This window comes from Colwellia hornerae (assembly GCF_007954355.1).
In the GTDB taxonomy this organism is placed as follows: Bacteria; Pseudomonadota; Gammaproteobacteria; order Enterobacterales; family Alteromonadaceae; genus Colwellia_A; species Colwellia_A hornerae.
Genome location: NZ_VOLR01000022.1, coordinates 57,315 through 72,293 on the forward strand (window position 1 = coordinate 57,315; position 14,979 = coordinate 72,293).

14 protein-coding genes are annotated in these 14,979 nt (G+C 34.4%); 13 read left to right on the forward strand and 1 reads right to left on the reverse strand.

Annotation, left to right across the window (positions count from 1 at the left end):
• Positions 1 to 45: 45 nt before the first annotated feature.
• Positions 46 to 681 (reverse strand): XrtA/PEP-CTERM system exopolysaccharide export protein, encoded by a 636-nt coding sequence (locus ESZ26_RS14855; protein ID WP_146800249.1) that lies wholly within the window; start codon positions 679 to 681, stop codon positions 46 to 48.
• A 227-nt stretch (positions 682 to 908) separates the two neighbouring features.
• On the opposite strand from ESZ26_RS14855, the gene ESZ26_RS14860 reads away from it, so the two are divergent.
• From ESZ26_RS14860 to ESZ26_RS14915, 13 genes are all read left to right on the forward strand, one after another.
• Positions 909 to 2,312, forward strand: a complete 1,404-nt coding sequence (locus ESZ26_RS14860) for a TIGR03013 family XrtA/PEP-CTERM system glycosyltransferase (protein ID WP_146800250.1) — start codon at positions 909 to 911, stop codon at positions 2,310 to 2,312.
• On the forward strand, positions 2,309 to 3,187 hold the full coding sequence (locus ESZ26_RS14865) for an XrtA system polysaccharide deacetylase (RefSeq protein WP_395881328.1): 879 nt from the start codon (positions 2,309 to 2,311) through the stop codon (positions 3,185 to 3,187). Before ESZ26_RS14860 ends, ESZ26_RS14865 begins: the two co-directional genes overlap by 4 nt.
• A gap of 2 nt (positions 3,188 to 3,189) precedes the next feature.
• Positions 3,190 to 4,689, forward strand: coding sequence for an exosortase A (gene xrtA / locus ESZ26_RS14870; protein WP_146800251.1), 1,500 nt, complete (start codon positions 3,190 to 3,192; stop codon positions 4,687 to 4,689).
• Between the two features lie 15 nt (positions 4,690 to 4,704).
• The gene (locus ESZ26_RS14875; protein WP_146800252.1) at positions 4,705 to 5,529 is read left to right on the forward strand and encodes a glycosyltransferase family 2 protein; all 825 of its coding nucleotides are present in this window, start codon (positions 4,705 to 4,707) and stop codon (positions 5,527 to 5,529) included.
• A gap of 13 nt (positions 5,530 to 5,542) precedes the next feature.
• Positions 5,543 to 7,441: an asparagine synthase (glutamine-hydrolyzing) gene (asnB, locus tag ESZ26_RS14880; protein WP_146800253.1), complete on the forward strand. Its 1,899-nt coding sequence runs from the start codon at positions 5,543 to 5,545 to the stop codon at positions 7,439 to 7,441.
• 123 nt (positions 7,442 to 7,564) lie between these two features.
• The gene (locus ESZ26_RS14885) at positions 7,565 to 8,728 is read left to right on the forward strand and encodes a glycosyltransferase family 4 protein (RefSeq protein WP_146800254.1); all 1,164 of its coding nucleotides are present in this window, start codon (positions 7,565 to 7,567) and stop codon (positions 8,726 to 8,728) included.
• A complete protein-coding gene (locus tag ESZ26_RS19560) occupies positions 8,725 to 8,859 on the forward strand; it encodes a hypothetical protein (RefSeq protein WP_262984197.1) in 135 nt (44 codons plus the stop codon). Before ESZ26_RS14885 ends, ESZ26_RS19560 begins: the two co-directional genes overlap by 4 nt.
• A 4-nt stretch (positions 8,860 to 8,863) precedes the next feature.
• Complete coding sequence (locus ESZ26_RS14890) at positions 8,864 to 10,150, forward strand: putative O-glycosylation ligase, exosortase A system-associated (protein WP_146800255.1); 1,287 nt, start codon at positions 8,864 to 8,866, stop codon at positions 10,148 to 10,150.
• Positions 10,119 to 10,907 (forward strand): sulfotransferase, encoded by a 789-nt coding sequence (locus ESZ26_RS14895; protein WP_146800256.1) that lies wholly within the window; start codon positions 10,119 to 10,121, stop codon positions 10,905 to 10,907. Before ESZ26_RS14890 ends, ESZ26_RS14895 begins: the two co-directional genes overlap by 32 nt.
• A 37-nt stretch (positions 10,908 to 10,944) precedes the next feature.
• A complete protein-coding gene (locus ESZ26_RS14900; protein ID WP_146800257.1) occupies positions 10,945 to 11,790 on the forward strand; it encodes a capsular polysaccharide synthesis protein in 846 nt (281 codons plus the stop codon).
• Between the two features lie 34 nt (positions 11,791 to 11,824).
• Complete coding sequence (locus ESZ26_RS14905) at positions 11,825 to 13,306, forward strand: oligosaccharide flippase family protein (protein WP_146800258.1); 1,482 nt, start codon at positions 11,825 to 11,827, stop codon at positions 13,304 to 13,306.
• Positions 13,307 to 13,343: 37 nt separating this feature from the next.
• Positions 13,344 to 14,264 (forward strand): hypothetical protein, encoded by a 921-nt coding sequence (locus ESZ26_RS14910; protein WP_146800259.1) that lies wholly within the window; start codon positions 13,344 to 13,346, stop codon positions 14,262 to 14,264.
• Between the two features lie 75 nt (positions 14,265 to 14,339).
• Positions 14,340 to 14,624, forward strand: a complete 285-nt coding sequence (locus tag ESZ26_RS14915; RefSeq protein WP_146800260.1) for an acyltransferase family protein — start codon at positions 14,340 to 14,342, stop codon at positions 14,622 to 14,624.
• The last annotated feature ends 355 nt before the right edge of the window (positions 14,625 to 14,979 follow it).

Genomic DNA, 14,979 nt, shown 5'->3' on the forward strand with positions numbered 1-14,979 from the left:
CAGGCAATTAATAAAATAGGTGTTTGTTTTCTTGTTAACTAAAAACTAAAACCACGTTTCTGGTATTACAATAATATCACCGGGTAAAACATCAATATTTGCACCGATTTCACCATTTTTAATTAAATCTTCGATGTAAATTTCATACTGTTTCTGTTCGCCATTTTCAACCCGGACTAAAATAGCATCATTACCATCAGCAAATTCAGTTAAACCACCCACTTGAATCATTACATCAAGTAGTGTCATTTGTTGTATGTAGTTAATTGATTTAGGCTCTGAGGCTTCACCTATTACGCGAATTTGTTCACTAAATGGACCTACAAAATTATTCACGGTGACAGTAACTACTGGTTCTCGAAGGTAAGTTGCTAGAATTTCTTCAATGGTACGGGCAAGTTCGGTTGGCGTTTTACCTGATACAGGAATATCTTCAACTAAAGAGGTGGTTATCATTCCGTCAGGTCTAACAACAAATGTGCCGGAAACTTCTGGGTTACGCCATACAAATATATTAACAACATCCCCTGCACCGATAAGGTACTTATAAGAGTTAACATCAACTGTCGTAGATTGATGAACGGTCGCGGGGGGTAATGTTAATGTACTACAACCTGAAATAATAAAAGCTAAAATTAATAGTGTTGCAGTTTTAAGTTTACCGAACATATACTTTTCCATGGTTTTAACCTTCTTTATACATCGAATTTATTAGATTGATACTAAGCTACCAGATTGTATGTGATTTTTACAACGGTTGCACAACATTTAATAAGTGTAAAATATTTGAAATTTTTGTTACCATCTTACATGTCTATTTTTATTGGACTTCTAAGTCAACGGGCTGTGCTGAAAATTACAAATGAGTGAGTTGATTTTTATACCATCAAAGGGAATAATTATTTTATATGTCTAGCCCAAAGTTTCGAGATCTATCCTCGGGTAGTAAATCTTTAGTTATTATCGAGCTGATTTTTTTTGCTGGTTCATTGTTATTAACTGTCTATTTAAACAGTTTGTTCTTATTTGTTGAACACCAAAACATCCCCACTAATTTACTGGCTATTTGTGCGATTGTTTTTGCCCTTGTTGTGCAACTATCGTTATTAGCCTTAGGCTTGTATAACTCAAAGCTTCGTGAAAATTATCGTGGAATTGTCAGGCGTTTACTTGTTTCAGTAGCGATTGGTTTTTTCATCGTTACTTTAATCAACCCTCTATATGGTCAACACGCCTTAAAAATTGAATTACTTGCAATGGCTGCATTATTTAGTCTTATCATTGATAGTGCTTTTCGTTATTTTACCCTGCAAGTGGACTTTTTTGGCTTTAGTAAGCGGGTAGTGTTAGTACTTGGCGCTGGCGACAGAGCATCTATTATTGAAAAACGCATGCGCCGAGATGTTGACCGACAAGGGTTTTACATGCACGGCTTTGTTATTATGCCAGGTGATACAGAAACAGGTATCGTCAACGAAAACCGTATTGCATTAGAAGGGTCACTGGTTAATTATGCACTTGAGCATGGTATCGACGAAATTGTTGTTGCCAGCGACGAACGCCGTGATAACTTACCCGTTGATGAACTTTTTGCCTGTAAAATACGTGGCGTAGAAATTACCGAAATTCTCGATTTTATCGAGCGCGAAACAGGCCAAATAGCGGTAAATCTTATTTATCCAAGCTGGGTGATATATTCAAATGGTTTTGCTTCAGGCAACCATTTACGTAATACCTTAGATTGGGTCTTTAATGCGGCTATTGCTGTTGCTTTAACCTTGGTTACTTGGCCGGTCATGTTAATTACGGCCATTCTAATTAAACTCGATGAAGGTATGAAAGCCCCTGTTTTTTATTTACAAGAGCGGGTCGGTTTAGATGGGCAAGCCTTCAATATATATAAATTTAGAAGTATGCGGATTGATGCGGAGAAAAATGGCGCACAAATGGCCTCTGAAAATGATGATCGTACGACATCTATTGGTAAATTTATCCGTAAATATCGGGTTGACGAATTACCACAAATTCTTAATGTAATACGTGGTGATATGGGCTTTGTTGGTCCTCGTCCTGAACGCCCCGAGTTTGTTCAGCAGCTTATTAAAAACCTACCTTATTACAACGAACGTCATAATGTTAAGCCCGGTTTAACCGGCTGGGCACAACTAAAGTACCCTTATGGCTCAACAGAAGAAGATTCGTTAGAAAAGCTCAAATACGATTTATATTACATTAAGCATCGTAGCTTTATGTTGGACTTACTTATTTTGATAAGAACGGTCGAAATTGTCTTATTTGGTAAAGGAAGATAACGTTGAAGCAAATTATTAATGCAATGACCGTTGATGTTGAAGACTATTTTCATGTCTCGGCTTTTGAAAACAGTATCGATAAAGCACATTGGGCAAAAATGCCACTGCGTGTTGAAAAAAACACTTATCGCTTACTTGAATTGTTTGAAAAACATAATGTTAAAAGTACTTTTTTTACACTTGGCTGGGTAGCTGAGCGCTGTCCTAATCTAATAAAAGCAATAGTGGACCAAGGACATGAAATCGCCAGCCACGGATTTGCACATCAGCGTATTACCGAAATGAGCACAAGCGACTTCATTGCTGATGTCACCAAAAGTAAAGATATTTTAGAGCAGTTATCAGGTACTGAAATTGTTGGTTACCGTGCGCCAAGCTTTTCAATTAATGACTCTAATACCTGGGTCTATGAAAAATTAATCGAATTAGGCTTTAAATATAGTTCTAGCACTTATCCTATAGAACATGACTTATATGGTGTACCCAGCTGGCCTCGCTTTATATATGAACGTTCAGAGCGCTTCGAAGGACAAAAAATAATTGAGATACCTATACCGACACTGCGTAAAAACGAACTAAATACTGGTATTGGTGGTGGTGGCTATTTTCGTTTATATCCGTATTGGTTGTCTAAAAAGCGTATTGATAAATTTCACCAACAAGAGCAGCAACCTTATAGTTTCTATTTTCATCCTTGGGAAATAGACCCCGAACAACCTAGAATTAAGAATGCACCGTTAAAGTCAAAATTTAGACATTATATTAACTTGTCGAGAATGGAAGGTAAGTTAGAAAAACTGATGAAAGATTATCAGTGGGACACCATGAAAAGTGTTTACCTAGATAAAAATTCGCAAGAGAATGGGATCAGCTAACTATGTTTAAAAACAGATACATGACTAACCTTGTTCTAATTAGTGGCATATTATTGTGCATGTTTCTGGCCTTTAATAGCTCTTTTAGTCGGCTTATTGATATTTGGCAAAGTTCTAATACTTATGGTCACGGTATCTTAATTTTACCCATCGTATTGTGGTTAATACATCGAAAAAAACATTTGCTTGCCGACATTGAAGCCAAACCTTCTGTGTTTGCACTACTTCTGGTAGGTCTCACCTCATTATTCTGGTTTGTTAGTGTTCTGTCGTATATCAATGTTATTGAACAATTCGCATTATTTAGCTTATTCGTCGTATTAACCTGGGCTTTTTTTGGTTGGAAAATAGTTCTTTCATTAAAATTTCCTTTAGCTTTTCTCTATTTATCGATTCCTGTTGGCGATTTTTTAGTACCATATTTACAGTTTATTACCGCCGATATATCGGTATTTATGATTCAAATTTTAGGTATTCCTGTTTTTAGAGACGGTATGTACATACAAATACCTAATGGAAACTTCTTGGTTGCAGAGGCATGTAGCGGTATTCGCTTTTTAATTTCAACGATTACTATTGGTGTCTTATATTCCTACCTAAACTTTAGCAAGTTATACAAACAAGTGCTTTTTGTTTTGCTATGTTGTGTTGTTGCTATCATTGGTAATGGCTTAAGAGCCTTCTTAATGATACTTATTGGCCATTTATCTAATATGCAAGCAGCAGTTGGCTTTGACCATTTTGTTTACGGTGGCGTGTTTTTTGTTATTATTTTAAGTATATTATTTGTGATCGGCCATTACATGTCTGACCCATTAACCGATATTGAAGAAATCACTGAAAAAAACAATCAACCTGCCTTGCAACAGTTCCCATCACTAGTCTTTATTATTATTACATTATTATTACTATTGATAGGACCCGTACTAAAATTCAAATATGAAAGTTATATCAATGTAATGGCATCACAACAAATTACTCAGCAAAGCACGCCAGCTTCGTTGAGTTCAACCACTATTACTAAGTTTAACCATAATTGGCTACCAGACTTCCCCGACTCCGATAGCATTTATACCTCAGCGCCAACGACGAACGGCATAGACATATTTGTCGCTAAATATAATTATGAAACCGACAGCAAAGAAATTATTAGTTATAGAAACAGGCTGTTTGATACAGACTTCTGGTCAATCAAGGGAATTTCGTCTAGTGAGTTATCAACAAGGGATGATAAAATTATACCCTATAGCGCTTACACGATTGTAAATATGCAAGGCGAAGAGCGAAAACTTAGAGTGGTATATAAAGTAAACGGTATTTTGTCAGCAAATAAAATTCAATTTAAGTTATTACAACTAATGAATAAAATAATGATGACTGACTTTGGTGGAGAGGTTATTGTATTATCATCAGCGAATAAACTTACTGCTGACAAAGATTTAGATACATTTATGTCTCAGGATTTTTTTCAAATAAAGCAATACATTAACTTGGTTAAATAGGGAATAAACTAAATTATGCTCATTTCTACTGTTATTCTTTCTTATAACTCCGTTGAACCAATACAGCGTTGTTTAGATGAACTGATAAGCTCTTTAGCAAAATTTGATGAAGAGAGTGAAATCTTTATTGTAGATAATGGCTCAAAAGACGGTAGTGTCGAGTTAATTAAACAATACGAGAATAAGTATCAAGAGTTACAGCCAGCGTTAATTAAGCCGATATTTTTTAGTGAAAATACCGGTACCACTTATTCTAGAAATGCAGCACTAAAAAGAGCGCAAGGTAAGTTTACTTTAGTTTTAGACTCAGATGCTTATGTTAACTACAACGCACTTAAAAGCTTAATAGCGTATCTAGAAGATCATCATGACGTGGGCATGGCTGTTCCAAGACTCGCATATAATAGTGGCAACTTTCAATTATCATGTGACGTTTTTCCAACACTTATTCATAAGCTTAAACGTTTTTTGTTTTTGAAAAAAATAGAGTCAAAACCACATGAATTACAAGCAACTAATATCCCTACGAACGTAGATTATGCTATTTCAGCTTGTTGGTTGTTAACAAAAGATGCGGTAGACAAGATAGGTTTATTTGATGAAAATATATTTTACTCTCCAGAAGATGTTGACTATTGCCTACGTGCTTGGGAATGTGGCTATAAAATCACTTATATACCCGGTGCTGAAGTGATCCACGACGCACAAGAACTGTCGCGTGGTTTCAAGCTTTCTATGTTTCATTTTTCACATTTAAAAGGACTTTTTTATCTTATGAACAAACACAAATATTTTTGGGGTTTAACGAACCTTTATAAACGATTAAACAGATTTAGTTAGGCTTACTCACTAAATGTGCGGTGTTGTTGCTATTTTTCATCATGATCATTTATTTGATATAGATAAAAATACTGTAGAAAAAATGAACCAAAGCCAAAATCATCGTGGACCTGATGGTAATGGCACCTATATCGAAAATGGTGTAGCTTTAGCGCATACCCGTTTGTCGATAATCGATATAGAAGGTGGTAAACAACCTTTATTTGATCAAACTAATAGAGTCGGCATTACCTTTAATGGTGAAATTTATAACTATAAAGCGTTACGCAGTGAATTAATAAGCTTAGGTTATAAATTTAATACCAACAGTGACACAGAAGTAATCATAAATGCTTGGCTAGAATGGCACACCCAGTGTGTAGATAAACTCAATGGTATGTTTGCATTTGTACTGTTTGATAAAAATACCAAACAAATGTTTGCCGCAAGAGACCGTTTAGGGATTAAACCACTACACTGGGCAAAAACTGCGGATAATCAAATCGTTTTTGCATCAGAAATCAAAGCACTTAAAAAACATCTAAAAATACCGTTAAATATTAATTTACAATCAATCGAAGATTACATGTCGCTAGGCTATATTTTAGAGCCAAAATCCATCTACTTAGCGATAAATAAATTACTCCCCGGGCATTATATTCTTGTAGATCAAAACTCGCCTGACATGTTTATAAATCAAGCTTATTGGCAGTTAAAAGATCATATATCAAGTAACACAAATGATTATGATATTGATGATGTTCACGCTCAGCTAAGCCAAGTAGTACAAGACAGGATGATAGCAGACGTGCCATTAGGGGCATTTCTTTCTGGTGGCTTAGATTCAACCGCCATCGTTGCCTTTATGAGTCAGTTAACGGCTGAGCCCATTATAACCAGTTCAATTGGCTTTGACCTTTCTAAATATGACGAATCTTATTTTGCTGAAAAAGTAGCAAAACATTTTAAAACCAAGCATTCAAGCACCAATGTGTCGGTAAACGACTTATCACTTGTCGACTTAGTGGTGGATATTTTTGACGAACCTTTTGCTGATAATTCAGCGATACCTACGTTAATATTAAGCAAAACCACCAGAGAAAAAGTAAAAGTTGCGCTATCAGGTGATGGTAGCGACGAGTTGTTTTATGGTTACCGTAATTATCAAATGTTAACTTTTGAAGAAAACCTTCGTGCTATTTTTGTAAATAAATTAACCAAACCGGTATTTAGGCTGCTGGCTAAATATTATCCTAAACTAGGCAAGGCGCCTCGCTTTTTACGGGCGAAGTCTACCTTTAAAGCGCTGACAAGTGATCCTATTACAAGCTTTCATAATGCGATGTCTTTAGCTGATAGCGACACCTTAAATAAATTATATTCATATCAATTTAAAAATAAGTTGGCAGGTTACAGTTCATTAAAGCAATTTAAATTATTAGCCAACGAAGTCAGTCATTTAAGTCCTGTTAAGCAAGTGCAGTATATTGATTTTAAAACATATTTACCCGGTGATATCTTAACTAAAGTAGACCGAGCAAGTATGGCTTGTTCTTTAGAAGTTAGAGTACCCTTTTTAGATTATAAACTTGTAGAATGGGGCTTAGGACTTAATGAAAAACTTAACCTTAAAGGGCAAAAAGTAAAACAGGTGTTAGCAAACTCATTGAAAGGTTTAGTACCCAATTTTGTCTTAGAAAGAAAAAAAATGGGCTTTACTTCACCGTTAGACGAATGGATCAGGCAAATACCTCAAGCCACATTAGAAAAAAGAATACTATCAACAGCATTGGTATCACTCAATATTTTTAATATAAATGAATTAAAAGCAATTATTGTCGCGCACCAAGACAGAACGACTAACCATGGTGTGTTAATTTGGGCGCTATTGGTATTAGCCTCATTTTTAGGTAAAGCGCTAAAAGAGAATTAAAAGACGTTTCAGTAATATATAAACTGAAAGCTAAAGCGTAAAGTTGTTCAACAATGAACAACAGCATCTAAATAAAATAATAACAATGATCACTATAAAGAAATGTATAGGCATAAATAAACAATGAAAATACTTTATCATCACAGAATCGCTTCAAAAGACGGACAATTCGTACATGTTGAAGAGCTCACCAATGCTTTTATTGAGCAGGGGCACGAATTGAAGTTTGTAGCGCCTTCGCTAAACGAGAACAGTGACTTTGGCCACGATGGTGGTTTTGTAACTAAACTTAAAAACTTACTACCCAGAGCGTTGTACGAGATATTAGAGCTTACTTATAGCTTTTGGATCTTCATCAAGCTCGCTATAGCCATAAAACAGTTTAAGCCAGAATTTATTTATGAGCGATACAACCTCTATCAACCTGCAGGTATTTGGGCAAGCAAACTCTTTAATATTCCCTTAATACTAGAAGTTAACGCGCCCTTGGTATACGAACGCAAAACCTACAGTGGTTTATCATTGGTAAAATTTGCTAAGTGGATAGAAAACTATACCTGGAAAAATGCAACGCATACCTTGCCCGTTACTGATGTTCTAGCGCAGCACTTAAGAGATGTTGGCGTAAAAGAAGAAAACATTACAGTTATTCATAATGGTGTAAATCAAGTGTTTATTGATGAAATGCTTGCTAAACCCATTGATAACAGCAAGAAAGAAATTGTTATTGGCTTTACTGGCTTTATTCACCCGTGGCACGGTATGGACAAAGCCATTAGGGCAATCGCAGAGCATAAAAGCTTACCATTAAAACTGATATGTGTTGGTGATGGTGACATATTACCTGAGCTAAAAGCACTAGCGAAAGAATTAGGCATCGTGGATAAGATTGAATTCGCTGGCCTAGTAACACGCGATAAAGTATTAGATTATGTTCAGCAGTTCGATATTGCATTACAGCCAGATGTTACCGCCTATGCTTCACCTCTTAAGATGTTTGAATACATGGCTGTTGGTAGCGTGATAATTGCACCAGATTGCCCTAATATACGAGAAATACTCTCAGATAAAACCGCGTTATTTTTTGAAAAAGGTAAACAAATATCATTCATTAAGAAATTGATATCCGCGATAGAGAATATCAATGAGTTCGATGAACTTCGTCTTGCCGTGAGAAACTCTGTGGCCGATAAGCAATTTATCTGGCAAGAAAATGCGACAAAAATAACCCAATTAGCTTCGGTATATAATAATTCAGCAGCAACTTATAAGGTTAATAATCAATGAGCTCAGTCGTATTTCTTATTAGTATGGGCTTTGTTATTTACTTTTTAATTAAAGGGCATAAACAAGATCTTGTTGATAGAAAACGTGAAGAAAAAGGTCAATTAAAAGAAAAAAAAAGGCGTAGAGGCTAATACAATGAAAGATTTATTATTCATATTAATGTTTACTCCCTTTATTTTTTTAGCTTTTCGCAATCCTTTTCTAGGTCTGTGTGCATGGGCATGGACTATTATGGCCGTACCAAAAAACATGTTGTGGGGTTTTGCGTCAGATATTAGATACACTTTCTTTTTAGCTATAATTACCATTGTTGCAATTGCTTTCAATAAAGATGTATTTCGTAAATCACCTGCGAGCGCAATGTTTACTTTAATGGTCTTATTTTTAGTCCATACGTCGATATCAAATATATTCTCTATGGGTTCTAGTAATGCATCCTGGACGGTGTGGGGGGATTTTGCGAAAGCTATTACCTTTAGTGGTTTGATTATTATGTTACTTACCACTAAAAATCGCATTAATACATTTTTAATTACTCTGTTATTAGGCGTTGGTTTTAATGTGTTTTTTGAAGGAATGAAATTTTTAGCGACCGGTGGATCATATAAAATAATTGGAATTAAAAGTTCAATGATGACAGATAACAACTTGTTTGCATTAGCGGTATTAATGGTCATTCCATTGTATCTATATATTATTCCTCAAATTAAACATAAATATTTAAAGTTAGGTTTTACTGGCTTAGCGGGTTTGTCGGCGGTATGTGTTATTGGGTCATACTCTCGCGGTGGTTTTATTGGTTTGCTCGTTGTTGCAGGTCAACTTTTTATGAAAACGAAGCGTAAACTGTTGTTTATTATATTCGCAGCTTGCTTTGCTTCTGTTGCAATTTATACTGCTTCAGATAAGTGGAGCGATCGAATTCAAACGATAGAACACGCGGATAAAGATTCTTCATTCTTAGGTCGATTAACTGCTTGGAAGCTTGCAACGCTTGCTGCAATGGACAATCCACTTTTAGGGGTTGGACAAGATTCTATGCAATATTATCATGTGTGGGGTTATTATTATGATGATCTTGATAAATTTGATTTTATATCGGATGAAAATACACCTAGAGAAAAGCCTAAAGCAGCTCACAGCATTTATTTTCAAGTATTAGGTGATGCAGGATTTGTCGGTCTTATGTTATTTTTAATAATCTTATTTAAAGGTTTTTTTATGAGCCGCTTATTGGCTAAAAAAGCTACTGAAGAGTGGGTAAGAAATTTAGCAAAAGCCATTAACACTACCTTAATCGTTTATATGCTATCAGGCGCTTTGTTAAGTTTGGCTTATTACGATTTGCTTTACGGTTTACTTGCTATATTAGTTTGTTTACAGAGAATAGATGGAAATAAAAAAAATAATGAACATGCATAGTAAAGTCATAAAATACTTAAGTTATTTCAGCAGTAATATTTTTGCTAATAAACCCAAAAAAAATATTTTTGTATTCAGTCATAAACGTGGTAGAACAACATTACTCTCACATATTTTAGCGTCACACACTCAAATTTGCGGCTACAGAGAGTTACACTGCAAGTACGAGAATAAATTAGATCTACTGAAATCTAAAGTGGCATTATATGAAGATAAGAAAGCTTATAAAGAATCTGATTATATATTAGATAAAATCTTGCATAATGAATGGGCTTTTGATGAAAAATTATTTGATATAAAAAATAATTTTTATTTATTTATTTTGAGAAATCCAGAAGCCACTATGTTGAGCATGATAAAAAGGCATGTGCAAAATAACAGTATTGATACCGTAGGTATGCAGTCAATATATTATATTAATCGTTTAAAAGAATTAAGGATATATTGGACAAGTCTTAAGGGGCCAAAGTTAGCCATCGATTCTGATGAGATGCTTTATGACACCGATAATACGTTAGCAAAAATATCAAAATTTTTAAAATTAACGAGTCCCTTAATGCCAGAATATAATACATTTAAGCAAACGGGTGTTGCTGGAGCGGGTGATATGTCTGATAACATTAGCTCCGGGAAATTGAATCAGGAAAAAGTGATCATGAAAGAGGAAGATATAGCCTTGTTAAAACATGTTGATATGGTTGAAATTAATAAAGAATTTGGTTTGACGTATCAATTATTATTTCCAAATAACTTTTAATTCGTATATGCTCCCATTAAATTAAGAAACCTCTAATATGAATAATTCAATAAGTACTATACCTAAAAAAATATGGATGCTATGGCTACAAGGTATTGATAATGCACCTCATATTGTACAGTGCTGTTATCAATCTTGGAAAAAAAACAATCCTGACTGGGAGCTTATTGTATTAGATGAAAATAACTTGTCGGAATATGTTGATCTCAATTTATCGGAGAAAAAAAAGAGTAAGTTATCTTTTGCAGGTTACTCTGACTTAGTACGTGCTAAATTGTTATCTGATAATGGGGGAGTGTGGGTCGACGCGACAAGCTTTTGTGTTAAACCGCTAGATTCATGGTTACCTGAATATACTCAGTCGGGTTTTTTCGCTTTTAGAAACCCAGGAGCAGATCGTTTGTTATCGAGTTGGTTTCTTGCATCTGAAAAGCATAATTATGTTATTGATACCTTATATCGAGCCGTAGATTCTTATTGGCGTGACAATCCACTTTCAAATAAAAGTAAAGGCCCACTTATTGCGCCCTTTGATTATTTTTTAAATCGAAGTGTAAAATATACTAAATATTGGTTTCATCCTTTCATTACTAAAATTTTAGGTATTTTTCCTTATTTTTACTTTCATTATATGTTTGCTAAATTACTTGCTGAAGATCAAAGATTTAGTGATATCTGGCAAAAAACGCCAGTAATGGGAGCAGATATACCCCACAAAGTTTTACACAGTAAAATGTTATTACCTATAACAGATGAAATCAAAGCACATATAGATAATAAAATAGCACCGTTGTATAAATTGTCGTGGAAATTTGATCAATCAAAATTTAGAGAAGGCTCGACATTAGATTATTTGTTAAAAACAATTGATAGTGCTGAATAATATGATTTGTATATCATTTAATGCGAATGTATAAATGAATAAAACCCTTGTTAGTAACTCATTGTTGCTATCCGCTGGACGATTTATTAGTCGCTACATCGGACTGATCAACACCATTATTGTCGCTCGTCTTTTAGCACCAGAAGATTATGGTGTGATTGTAATAGCAATGTTAGTGCAAGATTTTGCCCTGAAAATGCAAAATATTGGTTTTGCCCAGAATATTGTCTCGTCAAAAGAAACATCTTCTAGTTTTTTATCTGCTGTTTATTTAACGCGTTTATTTGTTTGTTTTGTTATTAGTTTATTAGTTTTTTTAGTTGCGGAACCGTTCGCATTGTGGATGAACTCGCCTGAGGCTGAAAGTGTTTTAAAAGTTATTTGCTGGATAATTACAATTAATGCGTTAAGTAATATTAATCTTGTTATTCAAGCGAAAAAAAATAACTTCATGCCTGAAATAAAAACCACCTTATTATCTAAATTTATTTCTGTTGCGGTGACAATGTTTTTAGCCTTTACAATAGAAAATTATTGGGCATTAGCCATAGGAATGCTGAGTTCATCTATAGCTACCTGTGTATTGAGTTACTACTTTGCATCACCAACTCTTAAATTGTCGACAACACTAAGAGAAATTAAACACGTTCTTTCTTTTTCTCGTTGGTTCTTATTCCAGCAGTTAGTAGAGTATTTTAACAGGAAAATACCTCACTTTTCGTTAGGTCAATATTTTTCGGTGAAATTACTCGGCTTCTACTCAATGGCCTCTAGTATTGGTTATATGTACGCACAAGAAGTCTCTGCAGCATTTGATAAAGCTAATTTATCACATCTATCAAAACAGTTAAGAGAATACGCAGATAATGAATATATGTATCGAAAAACGTTATTTGAAAATGTTTCTTATATTATTCATTTTAAAGATATTTTAATTTGTCCTGTTTATGCAGGTTTGATTTTTTTTAGTGAACCAATCATTTTGTTGTTATTAGGTGATGCTTGGCTTGAAATGAAATACCTGTTTACCTTGATGTGTATATCGGCTGTTTTTGTTGCATACCAGTTATCATTTCGAGTGATTTTTAATGCCATTCGTTTTCCAAAATTTCACTTTTATACTTCAACTATTAGTTTATGCATTTATTTGCCTTCGGCTTATGTATCTATAGCTTTTGATAATTATTTATATATGGCCTACGGTGTTATTGGTAGTAATTTTTTGCTTGTTACTTTTAGTGCCCTTATGATGTATAAGCATTGCCATGTGAATGTCATTAACTGCTTAATAAAGTCAGTTGGCTTTTTAATGTTTTTTTGTTTATTAGCCTTTTTGGTTTTATGGTTACCCATTCCAGATATGGTCGGAGTTTTTGTTTATGGTGCTTTAGCACTCTTAATGTTATTACTAAAAAAATTAACTTTCGGCGACCAAGTTATAGATGATTTAATGTTAGCTGTTTTACCGAAATTAAAGTCGCTATTACGTATAAAGAACAAACCATCAAATACCTAGATATATAAAAGCTATAAGGAAAGGAACAAAAATGATCATGAGTGATTCATTTAAACATTATAAAAGTAAGTTGTTACATAAATATTTTGATTGGGATGTCAAAGATGCCTTAAAAATCAAGCCTCTAGACCGTCAATCCAATATAAAATCAGGTTTATGCGTATTATCGATGCTGTGTAAACGCGATTTTTATCAATATATTGTATCTATCTACAGTTTCACTCAGTTATTAAATCCTGAGAAAATAGTCGTCGTAAATGATGGATCTTTAACACAAGAACATCTTGATATACTACTAACGATGATCCCAGATCTCACTGTATTAAACGGAACGGATTATATCGATGAGCGTGTCCCAACATATACCTCATGGCGTCGGATGCTAGCGTTAGAAAGTTATATTGAAAGTTATTATGTAGTGCAATTAGATGCTGATCTGATCTCTCGTTATGATTTAAGCGAAATTGAACAAGCTTATAGTGAAAATCGCTCTTTTATTCTAGGAACAGAAATAAAAGAGCGCTGGACTATTGAAGATGCGCAAGAAAGAGCAAGGGCTCGTAAAAACCCTAATAACAAACATGTCCAGCAGCTTGCGGAAGAGAATTTAGAGTCATTGAAAGCCATTAATTATAAATATTATGTTCGAGGATGTGCTGGTTTTGCAGGGTATGCTAAAGGCTCTTTTTCAATTGATACGTTAATCGACATTAGTAATTGTATGTTCGGTAGCATAGGTGATACTTGGCGTAATTGGGGCTCAGAACAAACAGCAGCAAATATTTTAATTGCAAACCAACCATCATCTATTATTTTACCTTTAGAGCTTTATGGGAGCGTTGCTCGGTATGATGAAAAATTAAAGCTTATTCATTTTCTAGGAACATGGCGCTTTGATGGATTTTTATATAATAAAATAGCAAAAGAGTTTATCGGTAAACAACTCACGATAACATGACAGCTTATTGTCTTGCATTACCAAATCACGCCATTTCACTGTTAAGTGTAATAATCAGTGACTAAGAAGAGAAAAATGAAATATCAAAAGGAAATAGATGGACTGAGGGCATTAGCAATAATTCCTGTTTTGCTATTTCATTTGGGTATCCCTTTTTTAACAGGTGGCTATTTAGGTGTTGATGTTTTTTTTGTTATCAGTGGCTTTTTAATCACTAAAATTATATTAGATGAAATAGTCGATGGTAACTTTTCGCTTGTTAATTTTTATGAGCGAAGAGTAAGGCGCATTATGCCTGCTTTAGTTATGGTGGTCGTTGTAGGTATTACGTTACCCTTTTTATCTGTATCACCTGTGTAATATCAGATTATGGCACTAGCTCAATAAGTGTGATGTTTTTTGTTTCTAACATTTATTTTTGGCTTGGTTTTAGCTATTTTGGTACTGCCTCTGAGTTATCTCCGTTGCTTCATACATGGAGTCTTGCGGTTGAAGAACAATTTTATTTATTCTTTCCTATTTTTGCTATGTTGATCTTTCCTAAAAGTAAGACGTATTTTTTAATTTGTCTTCTTATTCTTGTGGTAAGTAAGGGTATAGCTAACGGCACCTAGCCGCGCTCAATGTTCCATGGTAACAGCGACTCAAGATTATTCGGTTGCTCAGCAACATGCTGCAAGCATCTTGAGATATAGTCATGCACGACTAGGCCATT